Annotated in this window: 18 protein-coding genes and 1 riboswitch; of the genes, 12 read left to right on the top strand and 6 right to left on the bottom strand. The window is 45.2% G+C overall.

The annotated features are described in order from the left end of the window. The 3 genes from R6U02_RS04870 to R6U02_RS04880 form a co-directional block, all read right to left on the bottom strand. On the bottom strand, positions 1 to 254 hold a 254-nt coding region (locus R6U02_RS04870; RefSeq protein ID WP_410262513.1), incomplete at its 3' end, for a hypothetical protein. A 177-nt stretch (positions 255 to 431) separates the two neighbouring features. Further along, on the bottom strand, positions 432 to 1,592 hold the full coding sequence (locus R6U02_RS04875; RefSeq protein WP_410262514.1) for a GerMN domain-containing protein: 1,161 nt from the start codon (positions 1,590 to 1,592) through the stop codon (positions 432 to 434). 39 nt (positions 1,593 to 1,631) lie between these two features. Then, on the bottom strand, positions 1,632 to 2,825 hold the full coding sequence (locus tag R6U02_RS04880) for an iron-containing alcohol dehydrogenase (RefSeq protein ID WP_410262515.1): 1,194 nt from the start codon (positions 2,823 to 2,825) through the stop codon (positions 1,632 to 1,634). Between the two features lie 209 nt (positions 2,826 to 3,034). Between R6U02_RS04880 and gcvT the strand changes: the two genes are divergently transcribed. From gcvT to R6U02_RS04925, 9 genes are all read left to right on the top strand, one after another. Continuing rightward, positions 3,035 to 4,186, top strand: coding sequence for a glycine cleavage system aminomethyltransferase GcvT (gcvT, locus tag R6U02_RS04885; RefSeq protein ID WP_410262516.1), 1,152 nt, complete (start codon positions 3,035 to 3,037; stop codon positions 4,184 to 4,186). 20 nt (positions 4,187 to 4,206) lie between these two features. Further along, positions 4,207 to 4,593, top strand: a complete 387-nt coding sequence (gcvH, locus tag R6U02_RS04890) for a glycine cleavage system protein GcvH (protein ID WP_410262517.1) — start codon at positions 4,207 to 4,209, stop codon at positions 4,591 to 4,593. 123 nt (positions 4,594 to 4,716) lie between these two features. Continuing rightward, positions 4,717 to 6,072 carry an aminomethyl-transferring glycine dehydrogenase subunit GcvPA gene (gene gcvPA / locus R6U02_RS04895; protein WP_410262518.1) on the top strand — a complete coding sequence of 452 codons (1,356 nt, stop codon included), beginning with the start codon at positions 4,717 to 4,719 and terminating at the stop codon, positions 6,070 to 6,072. Beyond that, entirely contained in the window at positions 6,073 to 7,554 is a 1,482-nt protein-coding gene (gene gcvPB / locus R6U02_RS04900) for an aminomethyl-transferring glycine dehydrogenase subunit GcvPB (protein ID WP_410262519.1), read from the top strand. A 60-nt stretch (positions 7,555 to 7,614) separates the two neighbouring features. Next, positions 7,615 to 8,400: an SDR family oxidoreductase gene (locus tag R6U02_RS04905; protein ID WP_410262520.1), complete on the top strand. Its 786-nt coding sequence runs from the start codon at positions 7,615 to 7,617 to the stop codon at positions 8,398 to 8,400. A gap of 261 nt (positions 8,401 to 8,661) precedes the next feature. Next, the gene (locus tag R6U02_RS04910; RefSeq protein WP_410262521.1) at positions 8,662 to 8,808 is read left to right on the top strand and encodes a hypothetical protein; all 147 of its coding nucleotides are present in this window, start codon (positions 8,662 to 8,664) and stop codon (positions 8,806 to 8,808) included. 355 nt (positions 8,809 to 9,163) lie between these two features. Further along, positions 9,164 to 9,331: riboswitch (Lysine riboswitch) on the top strand. 80 nt (positions 9,332 to 9,411) lie between these two features. Beyond that, the gene (locus R6U02_RS04915) at positions 9,412 to 11,145 is read left to right on the top strand and encodes a Na+/H+ antiporter NhaC family protein (protein WP_410262522.1); all 1,734 of its coding nucleotides are present in this window, start codon (positions 9,412 to 9,414) and stop codon (positions 11,143 to 11,145) included. A gap of 244 nt (positions 11,146 to 11,389) precedes the next feature. Further along, positions 11,390 to 11,914, top strand: a complete 525-nt coding sequence (locus tag R6U02_RS04920) for an O-acetyl-ADP-ribose deacetylase (protein WP_410262523.1) — start codon at positions 11,390 to 11,392, stop codon at positions 11,912 to 11,914. 1 nt (position 11,915) lies between these two features. Next, entirely contained in the window at positions 11,916 to 12,365 is a 450-nt protein-coding gene (locus tag R6U02_RS04925; protein ID WP_410262524.1) for a DUF305 domain-containing protein, read from the top strand. A gap of 472 nt (positions 12,366 to 12,837) precedes the next feature. Here R6U02_RS04925 and phrB read toward each other — a convergent pair whose 3' ends face one another. The 3 genes from phrB to R6U02_RS04940 all read right to left on the bottom strand — a co-directional run bounded on the left by phrB (position 12,838) and on the right by R6U02_RS04940 (position 16,890). Then, the gene (phrB, locus tag R6U02_RS04930) at positions 12,838 to 14,199 is read right to left on the bottom strand and encodes a deoxyribodipyrimidine photo-lyase (protein WP_410262525.1); all 1,362 of its coding nucleotides are present in this window, start codon (positions 14,197 to 14,199) and stop codon (positions 12,838 to 12,840) included. Positions 14,200 to 14,307: 108 nt separating this feature from the next. Then, the gene (locus R6U02_RS04935; protein WP_410262526.1) at positions 14,308 to 15,234 is read right to left on the bottom strand and encodes a DUF368 domain-containing protein; all 927 of its coding nucleotides are present in this window, start codon (positions 15,232 to 15,234) and stop codon (positions 14,308 to 14,310) included. A 132-nt stretch (positions 15,235 to 15,366) separates the two neighbouring features. Then, a complete protein-coding gene (locus R6U02_RS04940) occupies positions 15,367 to 16,890 on the bottom strand; it encodes a ClC family H(+)/Cl(-) exchange transporter (protein ID WP_410262527.1) in 1,524 nt (507 codons plus the stop codon). Between the two features lie 251 nt (positions 16,891 to 17,141). Here R6U02_RS04940 and R6U02_RS04945 point away from each other — a divergent pair, with 251 nt between their 5' ends. Genes R6U02_RS04945 through R6U02_RS04955 form a run of 3 tightly spaced genes read left to right on the top strand, consistent with a single transcriptional unit; the run spans position 17,142 to position 18,968 of the window. Then, positions 17,142 to 17,423: a DUF503 domain-containing protein gene (locus R6U02_RS04945; RefSeq protein ID WP_410262528.1), complete on the top strand. Its 282-nt coding sequence runs from the start codon at positions 17,142 to 17,144 to the stop codon at positions 17,421 to 17,423. A gap of 18 nt (positions 17,424 to 17,441) precedes the next feature. Next, a complete protein-coding gene (locus R6U02_RS04950; RefSeq protein WP_410262529.1) occupies positions 17,442 to 18,068 on the top strand; it encodes a hypothetical protein in 627 nt (208 codons plus the stop codon). A gap of 21 nt (positions 18,069 to 18,089) precedes the next feature. Next, positions 18,090 to 18,968 carry a DegV family protein gene (locus R6U02_RS04955; RefSeq protein WP_410262530.1) on the top strand — a complete coding sequence of 293 codons (879 nt, stop codon included), beginning with the start codon at positions 18,090 to 18,092 and terminating at the stop codon, positions 18,966 to 18,968. The last annotated feature ends 237 nt before the right edge of the window (positions 18,969 to 19,205 follow it).

A 19,205-nucleotide genomic window follows, 5' to 3' on the forward strand; every position in this document is an offset into this window, starting at 1 on the left:
AAAAAATAGTAGCCGAGCTTGTCATCATGTGCTCCAAATGACGAACTCACGAAAAAATAGTAGCTGAGCTTGTCATTGCGCGCTCCGAATGACAGACTCACCAGAAAATAATAGCTGAGCTTGTCATCATGCGCTCCGAATGACAAGCTCACGAAAAAATAGTAGCTGAGCTTGTCATCATGCGCTCCGAATGACGAACTCACGAAAAAATATAATCTGAGCTTGTCATCACACGATCCGAATGACAGACTCACTAAATATAAAAGGAAGCTTTGGTCACCAAAGCTCCCATCCTGAAAATCTTTAGACCTAACAGAATGAAACGACGGATCTCGAGACCCGTCGTTATCCAATTCCAATCAAAAAGAAAAGACTATTCGCCCTTTATCTTCTGAAAAAGAAGGATGGAGGAGAATAGTCTTTTATCTTTTTTAATTGACGTTCGAGTGGTCGACTGACCAGGTTTCGCCTTCTTCCATTAGGATATGGCCGGATTCATAAGGTTCGTTGTCGAGCGTAATCAATACGTCCTCGACGCCGTAGTATTCGCCGATCGTATTGACGATGCCTTGTAGAATCATTGCCTCAACACCGGAACCGGCATTCATATCTGTCAATTCAACGGAGAAGTCGGCATGCACCACCCCGTCCTGACGGAGATACATGAAGTTTATGTCCACGCCATCAGCGATAACTTGGGCCGTTTCAGTATCAGGTGCCTGTCCTTTGAGGATTTCTGCGATCGCAAGTCGTGCGGGCTCGTTCGTATAGAGCTCCATGGTGACTGGCGTGCTGTCCAGTCCCATGGCTTGATCATCAACACTGTAAACAGTGAGCTGGATTTCTTCAGGTGTATCTTCGGATAATGTATTCAGGGTAGACGAGATAGTGTCTTCTTCGTCATCCACGTGGAAAACACGCTCAACTAAACCGAAGTCTTCGCCGTAATACTCAATGATCTCACTACCATTATCGAACAGACGTGTCACTTCGAGCGTCAAAACAGTGCCGATAGGCAGGTCCTTTTCAATATTGACCCCTGTTATTTCTGCCGTGGAACCGCTGGGACTTTCCCAGGAGTGACCTACTTCGAGAGGCTGCTGCAGGATGATCTCGAAATCTTCCTGTTCGCTGGCTAAACCGGTATCGTCAAAATCTTCCCGGAAATAGGTCTCAGCTCGTTTGAAGACCTCTCTCACTTCTTCATCCGAATAGGCATAAATCGTTACGACATCAGTGCCACCAGTTGATTCAACCATTTGTAGCGTGTCATCTTTAACAAACTGGGGATAGCGGGTAAAGGGTGCAAATTCATTGCCCTGCCCTTCATAATCGAGTAGCGTATCCTCGAGTTGAGGGAACCAAACAGTCACATCTTGTTCTATTTCAGCCTCAGTCTCGTCTTCGTCCTCAGGATCCTCTTCAGGATCCGTATCAGTATCTTCAGTGTCGTTTTCGTCTACGGGGATTTCTTCTTCCGTGTCAGGGGTTTCCGGTTCAGTTTCATCGCTGAAAAACCAGCTGCACCCGGATAAAAGAAGTCCGGAAATGATTAGAGAAGAGGTAAGTGTAACAACTTTAATTGCCGACATTTTGAACCACTCCTTTCTCACCTTATAAAATCAATTCATTTAAAAATCTAAAGCCAATGCCTGGCGGTAAATCTCGCGGGAAACATCCAGTGTCTGATCGCCGCGTTCAGATATTGCCTCTTTACCGTGAGCCTCAAGCTGATCGACCAAGGTATCGATATCGGCTGCTTCGACGCCGACTTCAGCTAGATTCGTCGGCATATCGAGAGATTTGAAGAAAGCAACGGTTTTGAGGATGGCCGCATCGATTTTTTCTTCCTCAGTGCCTTCGGTGATGCCCCAGACTTTTTCGGCATACTGGACCAGTTTGTCCCATTTTTTATATTTTCTGACGATCATTACAGCCGGTAAAATGGCCGATAAACTGCGTGCATGATCAGTGTCATTCAAGACCGTGATTTCATGTCCCAGGCCGTGTGTCGACCAGTCACCAGGAACGCCGCGGGAAATGATGCGGTTCAAGGCTAAGGTCGCTGTCCACATGTAGTTGGAACGCAGAGCGTAGTCATGATTATCTTCGTCGACAACGTCCGGTCCGATTTGGATAAGGACTCGCAGCAATCCTTCCGCAAATTCATCCTGCACCATCCCGTTGACAGGGTAAGTGAGGTATTGCTCGATGATATGGATAAACGCATCCGTTACGCCATTTGCCAACTGGCGTTTAGGTAAAGTATACGTCAGTTCCGGTTCCAGGATCGAAAATTGCGGGAAGACACGCCAGTCACTGAAACTGATTTTTGCTTTTTCTTTTTTGAAATTGATAACAGCCCCGTCGTTCATTTCTGAAGCCGTTGCGGGAAGCGTGAGCACCGTTCCGAATGGGACAGCGGACTTGATCGGTAGTCCTTTACCCACACCTTTGCCGAAAATATCTTTGGGATCCCCATCGAATTCGACGGCTGCGGCGATGAATTTAGTACCGTCGATGACAGAACCGCCGCCGACAGCTAGAAGATAATCGTATCCTTCTGCTTTGATCTTATCGACAGCTTTGATACATGTTTCATAAGTCGGATTCGCCTCGATTCCTCCGAATTCGCCCACGTCATAGTCTTTCAGTGCGTCCAGCACGCGGTCGAGCGTTCCGAAACGTTTGACACTGCCACCACCGTACGTGATCAATACTTTTTTATCTGATGGAATATGTTTAGCTAATTCTTCAATCTTGTTTTTTCCAAATATCACTTTTACTGGATTATAGTAAACAAAATCGGACATTGCATTTGTCATGAAAAGACCTCCTTTTATAGTTACTTAAGTATAGCATAACTTCATAATTCTCTATAAAGAGAAGCAAGTGCTTGCTTGTTTTTTTGGTGTTTTCAGATATCGAGCAAAGACTAGTGGATACTTTCAATAGTTCGATTTACCTGTTCTTTTTAGTTTCCGAAGTGGTCGAATAGTGTTAAAATGAATGTGAAGTGACGGAGGGTCAGATAGTGATCATCTTGTCAGCTGAAAAGTGTGGAGGGATAGCTTTGGCAAATGAAGATACCGACTTGAAACACACGCCGTTATACTCGTATTATCAGGGTAATAATGTCAAACTGATGGATTTTGGCTCATGGGCCTTACCGATTCAGTTTTCGGGATTGAGTGACGAGCATAAAGTCGTGAGAGAACATGTCGGACTGTTTGACGTTTCCCATATGGGAGAAATAAAAGTTTCAGGTAAATGTGCCACCAGATGGTTGAACAAGCTGATCACGAATGATGTGTCAAAAATAGATGTGAATCAGGCTGTTTATACTTTGGTCACAAACGAAGATGGGGGTATTTTAGACGATATCATCATCTTTAAAATGAGTGAATCGGAATACTTACTTACGCCCAATGCATCAAGAACCGCTAAAATATGGCAATGGTTAAATGAGCATAAAGAAGAAGACGTTGACTTGAAAGACTTTTCAGCGGCAATAGGTCTGATCGCGATTCAAGGGCCGAAAGCGAAAGATGTCGTGGCGGAGGTATTCGGAAAAGAAGCGCTGGACATTAAGAATTATCACTTTTTACCGGATGTCTCGACAGCGGAATTCAGTGATGTCTTACTCTCCCGCACAGGTTATACTGGGGAAGACGGATATGAGTGTTACGTGAAATGGGATGAAACCGAAGCACTTTGGAAAACGTTCTTAGCTGTCGGTGAAGCGTACAATATCAAAGAATGCGGATTGGGCGCGCGTGATACGTTACGTCTGGAAGCGGGCATGCCGCTTTACGGACATGATCTAACTGAAGACGTCACTCCTCTGGAAGCGGGTCTGCGTTTTGCGGTGAAATGGGACAAACCAGAACCGTTTATCGGCCAGAAAGCTTTGGAAGACCAGAAAGAAACGGGGACGACTTATTTATCTCGGGGATTTGAGGTCTTAGGTAGAGGCATTGCGCGTGAAGGGCATCTAGTTTTTAATAATGATGATGAAGAGATCGGCGTGGTGACCTCAGGCACACAATCACCGACCCTGGGAAAAAGCATTGGTTTCATGCGCATCAAAAAAGCCGGTATCAAACTGGGCGATACGGTCAAGATCCAGATCCGCAAAAATAAAGTGGAGGCAAAGGTAACGAAGAAAAACTTTTTAAAAAACTAATTAATAAAGGAGAATGCACAATGACAGACATAGCCAAATTGTTTTACACAAAAGAACACGAATGGATCGAGGTCATCAAGGATGACTATGTACGTATCGGGATCACTGAATATGCCGTTGAACAATTAGGTGATATCGTTTTTGTCGAATTGCCGGAAGTAGGCGCAACCTTATCTGAAGAAGATGAATTTTCAACGGTTGAATCCGTAAAATCCACCTCTGAGATTTTTGCACCCGTTGAAGGTTCCGTTGCCAAAGTTAACAGTGCACTGGAAGATGAACCTGAAAAATTGAATGAATCACCTTATGAAGAGGGCTGGCTCATAGAACTTCAATCAACTAATGCCGTAGACACATCTGAATTATTAGATGAAAAAGGCTACCAGGACTATCTAGACACACTATAAAAGTATCCAGGTAGAAAGAGGAGGCTGAAACCCTCTCCTTTTTCTACCTTTTCATTAGAAATATCCTTTAAATAGTTACCTTAAAGAGATTGTCGTGGAAAAACCACACGGGGAGTGATCAGTTTGGATAAACAGCACCGTTATTTACCGACAACTAAACAAGACCGAAAAGAGATGCTGGAGACCATCGGCATCTCATCGATTAAAGAACTATTCTCGGACATCCCTGAATCTACTCGCGCAACGAAAGAGAAAAAGATCGAACTGGAAGAGGCATTAAGTGAACAGGCCTTGATCCGACACATGAAAAATTTGGCCGAAGTAAACGTTACGACCGATACCCACGCCTATTTCATCGGTGCCGGTACATATGACCATTACATTCCAAGTGTCGTCAACCATGTGCTGCTCCGTTCGGAATTTATGACGGCTTACACCCCCTATCAACCAGAGGCCAGTCAGGGCGAACTGCAGGCCTTGTTCGAATTTCAAACGATGATGTGCGAACTGACCGGCATGGACGTCGCGAATTCGAGTTTATATGACGGCTTTACATCTTTGGGTGAAGCCTGTAACCTGGCGACCTCGGTGACGAAGAGACCTGAGGTGCTGTACTCAAAAGCACTCCATCCTCAGGCAAAAGAAGTGATCCATACCTACGCATACGGCATGGAGTATGAAGTCAACGAAATCGGACTGGCTGCCACGCAAACCGATCTAGCTGCGCTGGAAATAGCCTTAAGCGATCAGACCGCGGCCGTCATTATCCAGTACCCTAACTTTTACGGGACCATCGAAGATTTAAAAGCGGTGAAGGCGTTGTGCGAAGCAACCAAGACGCTCCTTATCGTCATGGCCAACCCGTTAGCCTTAGCCGTACTCGAATCACCAGGAAAATTAGGAGCAGACATTGTCGTTGGAGATACCCAGCCGCTTGGCCTGTCGATGAGTTACGGCGGCCCGCACTGTGGTTACTTTGCCGTGAAGAAAAAATACATGCGTAAGGTGCCGAGTCGTATCGTCGGGCAAACCACAGACCAGGACGGTAAACGCGGCTTCGTCATGACGCTGCAGACACGTGAACAGCATATCCGTCGTGAAAAAGCGACCTCCAATATGAGTTCCAATCAGGCTTTAACGGCACTTGCCAGTGCGGTCTTCTTATCGACCGTAGGCAAAGTCGGCCTGCAGGAAATGGCCCAGCTGAACATCAACCATGCCCATTACGTTAAGAACCAGTTGAAAAACAAAGGCTTAGAAGTGTTATCCAGTGATGCCTTCTTCAATGAATTTGTGGTCAAATGCAGCGAGCCGGTCGAAGACGTCTCTAAAAAACTGCTGCAACAAAGCATCGTGTCGGGTTACGACGTTTCAAACTATCTGGGGACTGACAATGCCCTGCTGCTTTGTGTGACCGAAAAACGTACGAAAGAAGAAATGGATACGCTGATCGAAGTTTTGACAGGGGAGGGGAAATAAATGAATACAACTTACGATGACTTGGTATTTGAAATTTCCAAAAAAGGCAGACAGGCATTTAGCCTGCCCGAATCTTCTATCGAAACAACCGATTTAAGTGACGTTATACCGGCCCATTTACAAAGAGAAACGCCGGCTGAATTGCCGGAATTATCCGAACTCCAAGTGATGCGTCATTACACGGCTTTATCGAACAAAAACTTTGGGATCGAAACCGGCTTTTACCCGCTCGGCTCATGTACGATGAAATATAATCCGAAGATCAATGAAGATATTGCCCGCTACAGTGGGTTTGCCAACATCCATCCACTGCAGCCGGAAATGACGGCACAGGGCGCTTTGGAGATGATGCACCGCCTGGAAGAAAACCTGAAAGAAGTGACCGGCATGGATGCTATTTCACTGCAACCGGCAGCGGGTGCTCAAGGTGAATGGTCCGGCCTGCTTATTTTCAAAGCGTACCATCAAGCAAACGGCGAAGGGGACCAGCGCCGTAAGATCCTGGTCCCTGACTCTGCTCACGGAACCAATCCGGCCAGTGCGGTCGTTGCCGGATTCGATGTCGTTGAAATCAAGTCCAATCAGGAAGGTCGTGTAGGCGTGGAAGCGCTGAAAGCAGCCATCGGACCCGATACGGCTGGCTTGATGCTGACCAATCCGAATACGTTAGGTTTGTTTGAAGTGGATATCGTGGAAATTGCTGAGATCGTACACGAAGCAGGCGGCCTGCTTTATTACGACGGAGCGAACGCCAATGCCATCCTAGGCAAATCGACACCTGGAGAAATGGGCTTTGATGTGGTGCATTTGAACCTGCACAAAACATTCAGCACCCCTCACGGCGGTGGCGGGCCCGGATCAGGACCGATCGGCGTGGTCGATTACTTAACAGACTTCCTGCCGTCTCCACGAATTGAAAAAGACGGAGGCACCTTTAAACTGACTTACGATCATCCGAGATCCATCGGACGTGTGAAAGGTTATTACGGCAACTTTGGCGTCAATGTACGGGCTTACGCCTACATTCGATCCATGGGGGCAAAAGGCCTGCAGCAAGTGTCTGAAGACGCGGTTTTACACGCCAACTACTTGAAAGCGAGACTCGAACCTTACTTTGACACCCCGTACAAATCGATCTGTAAACATGAATTTGTACTGAGCGGAAACCGTCAGAAAAAACTGGGCGTCAGAACCACAGACATCGCTAAACGACTGCTCGATTACGGGTTCTATTCACCAACCGTTTACTTCCCGCTGATCGTCGATGAATGTCTGATGATCGAACCGACTGAAACGGAAGCGAAAGAGACCTTGGATGCCTTCGCGGATGCGCTGATCGAGATCGCTAAAGATGCGGAAGAAAATCCGGAGCAAGTGACGGGTGCACCATTCACCAAATCAGTCAGACGTTTAGATGAAGTCGCGGCGGCCAGAAAACCGATCGTCATTTATCAAAGAGAGACAGACGAAGGTGGACATTGAATTTCGTTGTGAAAAGTTGTTATAGTCAAGAGAGTCAGAAAGTAACGGGGAGGTCAAAAGATGGATCTTAAACTTTCAGGAAAAACAGCGCTCGTCCTGGCATCAAGTTCAGGACTCGGCAAAGCCATTGCGAACGAACTGGCCAGAGAAGGTGCCAACGTGATGCTGACGAGTAGGAACAAGGCGACACTGGAACAAGCAAAAAATGAGATCGAAGTGAATGCGCGAGGGAAAGTAGCTTATATGATTTCAGATCTAACAGATGCCAGAAGTATCAAACATCTGGTGGAAAATACACGAAAAACATTTGGAAAAATAAATATTCTGGTCAATAATACGGGTGGACCACCGGGAGGGTCGCTGGAACAACTCTCCGATTGGGACTGGCAGGAAGCCTTCAACCTCACGCTTTTAAGTTATGTGCGGACGATCAAAGCGGTGTTGCCGGATCTGAGAGAAACAAATGGACGTATCTTAAATAATGCGTCCTCATCGATCAAACAACCCGTAGAAAATCTCATTCTATCTAACGTTTTTCGCATGGGCATTCTAGGTTTGTCAAAAAGTCTCTCTCAAGAATTAGCCAAAGACGGTATTCTGGTCAATACGATCGGCGCCGGACGGATCGATACCGACCGCATAGTGGAATTGGACAGCAACCGGGCTGAACGAGAAGGTAAATCGGCGGAAGAGGTCAGAGCTTCCGTCGAAGATACCATACCGCTTGGACGTTACGGTCAGCCCGAGGAACTCGCGAAAATAGCTGCGTTTTTAGTTTCCGATGCCAATACGTATATCACCGGACAGCAGCTGCTGGTCGATGGCGGAATGACTAAAGCGTATTGAAATGGGAAAGGGCCCGTCATTTCGACTAGAGATTGTACTTGGGATGACGAACTCACGCTGATATAGACTATTTGATAACTAAACCGGAACAGTGATTCTTGCTGAGCAACCGGTACCTCGTATCAATATATATGGCGGGTCTTCTTTAAATATGAGGTTCTACTGCAGCAAGTTCGGATGAAATCATTGGAAAAGCAAAGAATGATGAGCATTTATTGCTGATGACGACGTAACTCTTGGACATAATAGGAGGGTGTAAAAATGAGTAATACGAAAAAAATAATTCTAACAGCCATTGCTATCATTGGAAGTCTTGTGGCTGCTGTATCCGGCTTGTTTATCTCTTTCTTTGTGGTCGGGAAAAAAATAGACGAAGCTTATTCAAAGGAAGAAAACGAGAACAACTAGAAAAGCATCGACCACATTGGATCGAGGCAAGCAAAATTGACGATACTGGTTAATCACAAGAAACTAAACAGTGAGATTTGAAATTTTAAAGGGTTAGACTTGTGGCTGCGTGAATTATATTAGTCACGCAGTTTTTTTAAAAAAGGATCACCCCGAAAGGGAAAAACGATGATCGAAAGAATCAAAACAGGTCCGGAATCTTTCCGGACGATTACATATAAAGAATACGAAGTGTGGATTTCAAGTTTGAATCAGCCACCCGGCAAAAAAATCAGTTCCGTATGAAAATTAATAATTCAAATAAACCTTGAATTATAAAGGAAAATAGAGTAAAATTAAAAACATTGAAAATAGAATAAAAGATAGAGGTGCGAAGAAAAAGAGTACTGTTTGGAGGCCCGACAGCCGATGAAAAACAGGAAAGGGTTCTTTGCCGAAGGAAGGTGAGCGTCATCTCATTCATCCTGGGCATACGTTTAAAAAGCGTATGACTGTCACGCTTGCGTGGAGCACTATCCTTGAACATGCGATTATTAAAGCATCTGAGGAATTGTGTCCTTGGGTGCTTTTTTCTATGTAAAAAATTATGGATTGGAGAACACGATGAAAAAACTAGCTAGACCATTCAGTTTGATACTTGTACTCGCAACACTCATGTCGCTCATACCGACACCCGTTTTTGCCCAGGAGGCGAACGGAAATCTCGCACAATCAATGGGGCCTTTGACGTTGATTCCGCCCATTGTTGCCATTATTTTAGCGTTTGCTACAAAGAATGTGGTCTTGTCACTCTTCTTAGGCATCTTTACCGGCACAGTGGTCATTCAATATGCCGGGGGAGCCAACATGCTACTAGGCTTACTCTACGGTTTCACGGATATTGTCGACTACCTGTTATCTTCATTAGCTGACCCTTGGAATGCAGGAATCATTTTGCAAGTTCTCGCTATAGGAGGACTGATTGCACTCATCACTTCTACCGGTGGGGCAAGTGCCATCGCTGAAGGTTTGGCTAAAAAAGCTAAAGGACCAGTCAGCGCTCAGCTCATTACATGGCTGCTCGGCCTAATGATCTTCTTTGATGATTATGCGAATGCCCTGATCGTCGGACCTATCATGCGTCCGGTTTCTGATAAAATGAAAATTTCCAGAGAACGTCTGGCTTTTGTTATCGATGCCACAGCAGCACCGATCGCAGGGATTGCTTTGATCTCAACCTGGATCGGTTATGAAGTAGGGCTCATCAACGACGCCTATCAGTCGATCGGCCAAGATGTCAATGCCTATGGGATCTTTTTACAAACCATCCCTTACCGTTTTTATAACATACTGATGTTGTTCTTCGTTTTAATCACATCAGTCACATTAAGAGAGTTCGGACCTATGCGTAAAGCACAAAAACGTGCAAGAGACTCGCATGAACTCATAGCTAAAGGTTCTTATAGTGAAAACCAGGATGAAGAGCTGGAAGTCGTGGTAAAAGGGAAAACATCGGCCTGGAACGCCTTGATTCCAATCGGGTCGCTTATTCTCTTCAGTTTCATCGGCTTTTATACGAACGGCCGTCAAGCGATATTGGATTCTGATAATACAGCAGTGATTCAAATCATTGAAAACTCACCTTTTTCTTTTGAAACACTGAGAGAAGTTTTTGGTGCTTCTGACGCGTCCGTCGTTCTTTTCCAGGCCGCACTGATTGCGAGTATTATCGCGCTGACCATGGGTGTCACACAAGGACACTTCAGCATCGGTAAGGGCATTGATATCTGGGTCAACGGGATGAAAACACTGATGATTACCGGAGTGATTTTGATTCTTGCCTGGTCACTGTCAGGTGTCATGGGAAATCTCGGCACAGCCGACTATCTCGTCTCCTTACTCAGCGGTACGATGCCACCAGTCTTATTGCCAACCGTCATCTTTTTACTCGGAGCGATCATTTCGTTCGCCACCGGGACATCGTACGGAACAATGGGTATTTTAATGCCCCTGGCGATTCCTTTGGCAACAGCCATGCAGCCGGGAAATCCGGATTTTGTCATCATGTCGACCGGAGCCGTCTTGACCGGCGCTATTTTTGGAGACCATGCGTCACCCATTTCAGATACAACGATCCTGTCTTCCATGGGTGCCGGCTCAAACCTGATGGATCACGTCAAAACGCAGTTGCCTTATGCAATAGCTGTAGCAGTCATCTCTATTCTCTTCGGGTACATCCCGTCAGCGTTTGGGATGTCCGTGATGCTGGTCTTGCCGATCGCTATGATCGCGATCGTCGCCGTGATCTACATTTTCGGTAAAAAGATAGACACCACAGACAATATTTCAGAAGAATAAAGCTATAATTTAGAAGCTCAGTCATAGAGTGACGAGCATCAGCCTGCCTGACAGCGCTGATGCTCGACGCCCTGTGGACTGAGCTTTTTGTTTGCACTGCTTTAATTTCATGTATATTATATTAATAAGAGGTCCACAAAGAATTAAACAAAATGCCGTTTCGATACAATTAGATGGATCTAGTTATTGGAGTCACTGCTCGATTAGATTTCAGGATGATCATTTTTGCAGAGGGAGGACACCGATGAAATGGGAAGTGTATAAAGGAGACATTACGGAAATTGACGTGGATGCCATCGTTAATGCAGCCAACAAATCATTGCTCGGTGGAGGCGGCGTGGACGGAGCCATTCACCGCGCGGCTGGACCGAAGTTGAAAGAAGCGTGCAAGAAACTGAATGGTGCTGAAACCGGTGAAGCAAAACTGACTCAAGGGTTTGATTTGCCCGCAGACTACGTCATTCATGCGGTGGGGCCCGTATATCGGGATGGAAACCACGGCGAACCAGAGCAGTTGAAAAACTGTTACGAAAACAGCATAGCAGTGGCAAAAGAGAAGGGCTTGCGATCACTGGCGTTTCCTGCTATCAGTACCGGCATTTACGGTTACCCACTAAAAGAGGCGAGCGAGATCGCCACACAAACGGTTGTGGATTTGACCAGAGAAGACTCAGCCATTGAGAAAGTCTTGTTTGTCGCTTTTGACGATGAGACAGAAACAGTATTGCAAGAGGCCCTTAATAAAGCAACACAAGGAGGAAATGATTAAAATGAAAAAATATATTCGATTTGGAGCCATGATTTTAACGTCGACGATTGTCATGTATTTGCTGATGTACTTAAACGTGTTCGAGTTTTCTCATGCAACACTCAGTGAAACCCGCATTTACATGGCAATTCTTATGGGAGCGACGATGGCAGTTATTATGATGCTCTTTATGTGGAGTATGTATGACAATAAAAAAGTGAATGGTATAATCCTGGCAAGTGCGGCAGTGATATTCGGGGTGAGTCTATTTCTCGTTCGAAGCCAGACCACTGTGGACGATGTTTCGTGGATGAAAGCGATGATACCTCATCACTCCATAGCCATCTTGACAAGTGAACGCGCAAATCTTGAAGATGAACGCGTCGTGGAACTTTCAGAAGCAATCATAGATGCCCAAAGAAGAGAAATCGATGAAATGAAATCATTGATTGAAGAGCTGGAAAACGAATAAAAGATCTTCAGTAATGAAAAAGGCTAGAGCAGCCACAAAGATGACTGCTCTAGCCTTTTCTTGTTTTAAAAAACGTCTTTTCTGCCAAAGCGCAGACTCAGCACTTGATATTTCGTGAGCTGGTCATCGCGCCCGCGAAATGACAGACTCAGGGTCGATTTCGCAGTGAGCCGGTCATCAGGGCCGCGAAATGACAGACTCAGTATCGGTTTCCGGGTGAGCTGGTCATCACGACTGCAAAATGACAGACTCAGAATTAATTCGATCATGAGCTGGTCATCACGACTGCAAAATGACAGACTCGGAAATAATTCATCAGTGAGCTGGTCATCAGGGCCGCGAAATGACAGACTCACAAATCATTTCACAGTGAGTTCGACACGTCACTACAAAAAAGCAACAATGAGACCTCAGACATCGTTTTGTCTGAGGTTTCTGAACGGGTTCTATTGATGAAGCGCTAAACCATACATTAATCTTTCGGGAGACTATTGGCTACGCGGAGCAAATAGTCTGACATCTTGAATTTCCGTTCGAGGCCTTTAGCGTTCATATAGCGCACTTTGCCGAAAACAGGGCGTTCTTTCCAGCCGTGGTCGTGCTTGCCGAAACACCAGGCGATGCCGGTAAAACTATTCGGGTCCCGGCCATCGAGATTGTATTTGTTGTTCAGATATAGTGCTCTGGAATAGGCTTCTTCGGGGGACGGACTCCACTCGATGATCTTCTTGCCCCAGTACATACGCATGTAGCCGTGCATTTTGCCTGTGTTCACCATCTCCGATTGCGCGGCGTTCCAGTAGGGATCGCCGGTGTCAGAGGTCTCGAGTTCCTCAAGACTGTACACCGTTTCTCGCTCGTCATCGGCATGCTGGGCCAGCGTTTCTCTGGCCCAGTCCGGTAGACAGGCATAGGAATCATACTGGTCATTATAAAAAACAAAATTCATACTGAGTTCTCTGCGCACCACGAATTCCTCGATGAAGGCCTTCTTGCTTTCCGAAGCAGGCACGTCAGCCAGCTGCTCGTAGATATATAACGGAGAGATCTGGCCGAAATGGAGATAGGGACTCATGTCGGAAGTGATCGCCAGACCAGGCTGGTTTCGCTTTTCATCGTAATCGGGCAGGTGAGTGTCTATGAAATCAGACAAACGGCTCTTGGCTTGAGAAGTGCCTCCTCTGAGCCACTTCACTGCCGGAACGCTCTGGTCACAGCCTAATTCAGCTATCAAGGCAGGGATAGCCGAGATATCCCTCTTTTCATAAGGCAAGTCCAAATCGAGAGAGGCATGAACGGCATCTGTTTTGGGTAACGGTTCTGTATAGGCATCGAGTTGCTTATGGATCTTACTGCGGATCGTACGTGCCGCGTATTCTTCTTTATCGGAAGCGGCTTCCACAGGGACGATGACATTCGTCTCGACTTGAATGAATGGACAGGAGACGGCCTTCGCCACATGGTCACGCCACTCGCGTTCGATACGCAGATAGCCGCGGTCGACGACCAATAAAGCAGCATCTTCCGCCAAAGCGACCGCACCTTTTTCTGGAGAAGTGAGCTGTACGATAAACGCCAAACCACGCGTACTCAACTCTTCTTTAACGTCCTGCAGACCTTCGAGCATAAACGTATAATGACGTGCATTCGCTTCAGGAAAATCAGCGGTCAAGCCGAAATAAACGAGCAGCGGCTTGTCCAGTTCGTTGGCCTGTGCAATGGCATACTCCAAGGCATGATTATAGTCAGCCCGCTGACTGGCCTGCATCCAATAGACGACATAAGGTTTGTCTGCGGGTTCATTCGTGTTTAAAGCAGTGATTCGATCACTCATAATGGCCTCCTTTTCGGATATGTAGGTGGACTTAAATAAGAAAAAAACTATTCCTCATTTAATGTCTGTCGACTTAAATAAGGAATAGTGTAGTTTGCTTAAATAAAATCAAATTTGAGATTCTTCAGGTAATTCCTTTGTGACATCATCCGTTTTGCCTAGGACAAATGTCAAAGCGTAAGAGGCAAGGGCAATGACCAGGGCAACAAACAGTTTGAAAAACCCATTTTCGATATTCAGACCGATCAGTGCATCCGTATTGGCAATCACTGCAATCGGTGAAGCGAGGACAAGGCCAAGAATTGAAGCGTAAGTGAAACTAGGGTAGTGCTTAAAGAAGTAATCGATCACTTTACTGATCAGGATGATTCCCACGATCATACCGAAAGCATAGGCCGTAAGCAGAAGAGTAAAGGGGATCAGGGCCACAATATCGAAGACGGCAAGCGAGCTGGTAAAGCCGTTTATCGTATAGACGACCGCGTAGTAATAGCCCATGATGAGCATCAAAAGTGAACCGCTAATGCCCGGAACGACCATGGCCGCTGCGGAAACGAGTCCAACAAGAAATAAAGCTACAAGCGGACCAAAGCCCAGACTGATGGTTTCAGGACCGCCGCCCGAGATGTCGGCCACGCCCATCCACGAAACGAGGAGGAAAAATACGACAAAGAGCAGGAAATGCACGCTATTTGCTTTGCGCTGTTCTTGTTTGAAACTATCTTTCAGTGACTGTGACAGTATCGGCAAACCGCCGAGAATCAGTCCGACAAAGGCGAAGGCGGTATACAGAGTGTGTTCGGCTAATAACCACCCAATGACCATGGAAAAACCGGCTATCCCGATCAGTGCCCCTATGGCTATGGGACCCAGTATGCGCATGCTTAGTTTGAATTCTTTTCTTACATTTGTAAAGGCGTGAATGATATCATCATAGATACCGAAAGACACAGCCATCGTTCCCCCGGAAACACCGGGTATGATATTTGAAATACCAATAAATAATCCTTTGATTGCTAACCATATATAATGCATGAGAATCTCCTTAAAAAATAATGATGAAGTAACTGATGTCTAGTTTACCATATAATCCTGAATTTTTTCGTAAAAAAATGTGACCAACTTTAGCTTAGTTAAAAACTAAATAAAGAGATCACATAGTGTTCATTAATTAAATTTATTAATATGTTTCCTTACTTCGGAAAGAAAACCTTTATCGGCATTAATGATGAGCTCATCACCGGCAGAAAAGGTAGTATCCAGATGAGGCATAAATTCATTGTCATGTCGTCTGATTTTTATTATGCGTGCATCATAAGGCAGTGTCAATTCTCCTGCCGTCATGCCGTCTAAGTCAGAATCGGATTCAACGTGAATTTCAATTTCAGCCACTTGACCTTCGAAGATACTAGGTCGACGGTTGACTTTACGGTAAAGTAACTCATCGTAGATGGGTTCAGAACCAACAAAGTCAGTAACGACATAGGACACTAAACAAACAACGGCCAGGGGCATAAGATGGGTCACCGTGCCTGTCATTTCAGTAATAAGCATAACAGAGGTCATGGGTGCTTTAGTCACCGAGGTTAAAAACCCACCCATGGCATAAATGATGAAACTGCGCAAGAAGATATCCTCGATGCCCGTAACCATTAAGGCTCCATTACCATATATGGCTCCGAGCAGCGCACCGAGACTTAACGCGGGAACAAATATGCCGCCTGGTAATCCAGAGCCGTAAGAAATTTGAGAGAAAACAAAACGGAAGACGAAGATACCGATCAATAACCAGAGAGTGACAGAGCTGCTGTTGATCATATTGATCACACCTGTTCCACCGCCGAGCATGTTAGGGAAATAGAGCCCCACAGGAATGACCAGCAAAAATGGGATAAACCCAATCAGATAAGGTGGAATCGGTAACATGCTGTAAAGTTTAGGCATGACAAGCAGCACTTCTTTGTATAACCAGCCACCTAAGGCCAATACGATGCCCATCAAGATGAGATGGCCATAGTATTCTAAAGGAAACTCCAGCATAGAGCCTAAGTTTAAAGCCGGTTCTACACCGAAAATTTGATAGGCCACAAAATTGGCTGTGATCGATGCAGAAAAAGCGGCCAGGAGTAAGACGCTGGAAAATTTTTGATGCACTTCTTCTAAAATAAACATGATGCCTGAAACTGGAGCATTAAAGGCGGCTGACAATCCGGCACTGGCTCCGGCAGAAATCAGGATGTTTTCTTGTGATCGATTCCCTTTCAAGAAGTGATTCACACCCTGACCGACAGCACCACCTAATTGAATAGAAGGACCTTCACGACCAAGCGCCAGACCGGAACCGATGGCTAATGCGCCCCCGATAAACTTTCTCCAAATAATGGAAACCCAGTTAAGGTGCAGCAAGCCATACAGTTGTGCTTCAATATCCTGTATGCCTGAACCACGAATATCCGGCTCATGCTTGATAAGCAGTGCGACAATAAAGGCGGAAAGCAGCATCACTCCTACCCAACCGATGATCCAAATAGGGTTCCCGTTTAAAAAATGATAAATTTCAATGACCGCTTCAACTAGTATTTCAACAAATAAACGGAATAAACTGATAACGATGCCTGCTAAAGTACCAACGAGGATACCTCTAGCCACATATGATATTCTTGACCAATCCAATAAATGTAATAATTTCATGACACACCCCAACTCCAAAAAATACATAGTCTTCATCTTATAACATTGCGGCGGAAAAATAAATGAATTCTCACTTTCTTTATGAAATAATGAGAAAAATGTAACTATTTATGAAAAAATAAAATATGGTATACTTGAAAAAGATGAATAAAATCGGTTTAATAGTCATAGATAAACTTTTTCTGAATTGTTTGCGTGAGGGTCATCGAACAACTGTAAACAACTAACTTTTTTCGAGGAGGACGAAGCTGATGGTATTGATGGGAGTAGAAATAACACTGCGGATTTTTGATTCTTATTCACTGAAAGATAAGCGCAGCGTCATACAAAGTATCCTGAGACGCATTGAAAATCGGCATCATTTATCTGTGGCTGAAGTGGATGAACTGGATATGCATAATAAGGCGGTGATCGGTTTAGGCATTGTCGGGAATAACCGGCAACTATGTCGGCAGCGACTGGAAGCCGTACTGAAAGAAATCGAAGAAAATCATGAAGTGGAGATTTTGGACTTTGACTGGTTAGAAGTATAACTGGACAGGGTTCGATTAATGAATAAAATGATAGAGTCTATTAAAAGAAAGGACGTCAGGATGACTAGTACAGAAGCAGATGTTGCGTTTATTAAATGGAACAAAAACAAGGTCGAGCTGATTGAACTGCTGAACGGACACACCAAAGCAGAACTCCTGGACCGGGCAGAGAGACAAGCGGTTGCGGTAAAAAAAAGTTGGAATAAAACTAAAATGGTGAACGCGATAGCTGAAAACACGACCGAGCAGGCGGAAACGATTTACCATCCGATCCTTGAAGAGGTACTGGTCCGTTTACCCGATCTGGAAACCAATATATACCGTGTAAAAGCCTTGACAGATATTGAAGGATTCCTTCCTTTGATCAGGCAGGGCTTCTTCTTCGTTGCCAGAGAAGACGACAGTATCTTGCTGCTGATACCTGAAGAAATTCTATTCAGTGTGAAGGATCGCCTGCATGCAGATAGTGACCGGCCGGAAACGAGCTCTTCTAGTGAAGTTAAAAAAGCCCGAATATTGAACAGCTGGAAAGATAAGGCCGTGGCCATATATGGGAACGTTTCACTCGATCACTTGAAAACGACCTGGAATCGCTACTTTGATGAACCGGTAACAATAGAAGAGATAAACAACTTACTAGATTAAAGACAAACGAGGAGAACATATATGATAAGAATAGTGATTGACTCAGGGATCGATCAGAACGACTTTATGAAAGAAACCTATGATTATGACTTTTTACCTTTAAGCATCATTATCGACGGACAGGATTACTTAGATCAAGTGGACATTTCACTTGAGGAAATTCATGCTCACATGGAAAAAGGACTCTTGCCTAAAACAGCGCAAGTGTCGCCCAAAACCATTATAGAGGCGTTTAACAAAGCCCGTGATCTGGGAGAAGACATCATTTACCTGACCATTTACAGTCAGTTTTCCGGCACCTTTCAAGTAGCCCAAGCAGTGGCAAAAGAGTATGGGGAAAAATTCCCCGATATGAACATTGCCGTGATCGATTCCAAAGGCGGTTCCGGAGGCGGCGCACTGCTGGCTCTTCAGGCGATGGAAATGGTGAAACGTGACGAAGACTTTGATACCATCGTAGAGCAGACGAAATGGAATGCAGAACATATCCAGTATCACTTCACCCTGAATAATCTGGAATGGCTGGTCAAGGGCGGTCGGTTGCCCAAGGCGGCGGGGACAGCCGGGGATATGCTCAATATCAAACCCTACTTATCTGTAAATGAGACGGGGATCTATTTAAAGAAACTGGTCCGTGGTCAAGAGCGCATTTACAAACGGATGATCAAAGAAATGACAGAAGGCGTCGGCTCGTTTACAGACCAGCTGATTACGATCAGTCACGTGAATGACTATGGCGCGGCGCTGAAGCTGGAAGCGATGGTGAAAGCAGCTTTGCCAGAAGCAACTGTTCAAATTTTTGATATCGGCGCGGTACTTGCGGCACATCTAGGCATCGGTGGCGTCGGGGTGTTTTATTTCGATCAGAAACCAGAACATTACGTTTATATAGATGAATAATTTAAAAGGCTTTCTGTTTCTTCTAACAGGAAGCTTTTTAATGTATAAAAAAGCGTATGAGTTGTCGTTTAATGCCGCCTTGGCTATACTAAAGATGTAAAAAATATAAAAAAATACTAGAAAAGGAGTAGGTTAATTATGGATAACATAGCAGATTCGTTTCAAAATGCGCTATCTAATTTCATTAACTTTTTACCCGAATTGTTAATGGGATTAGCACTCATCGTCGTAGCCTGG

It is taken from the genome of Alkalibacterium sp. (assembly GCF_046484155.1).
In the GTDB taxonomy this organism is placed as follows: Bacteria; Bacillota; Bacilli; order Lactobacillales; family Carnobacteriaceae_A; genus Alkalibacterium.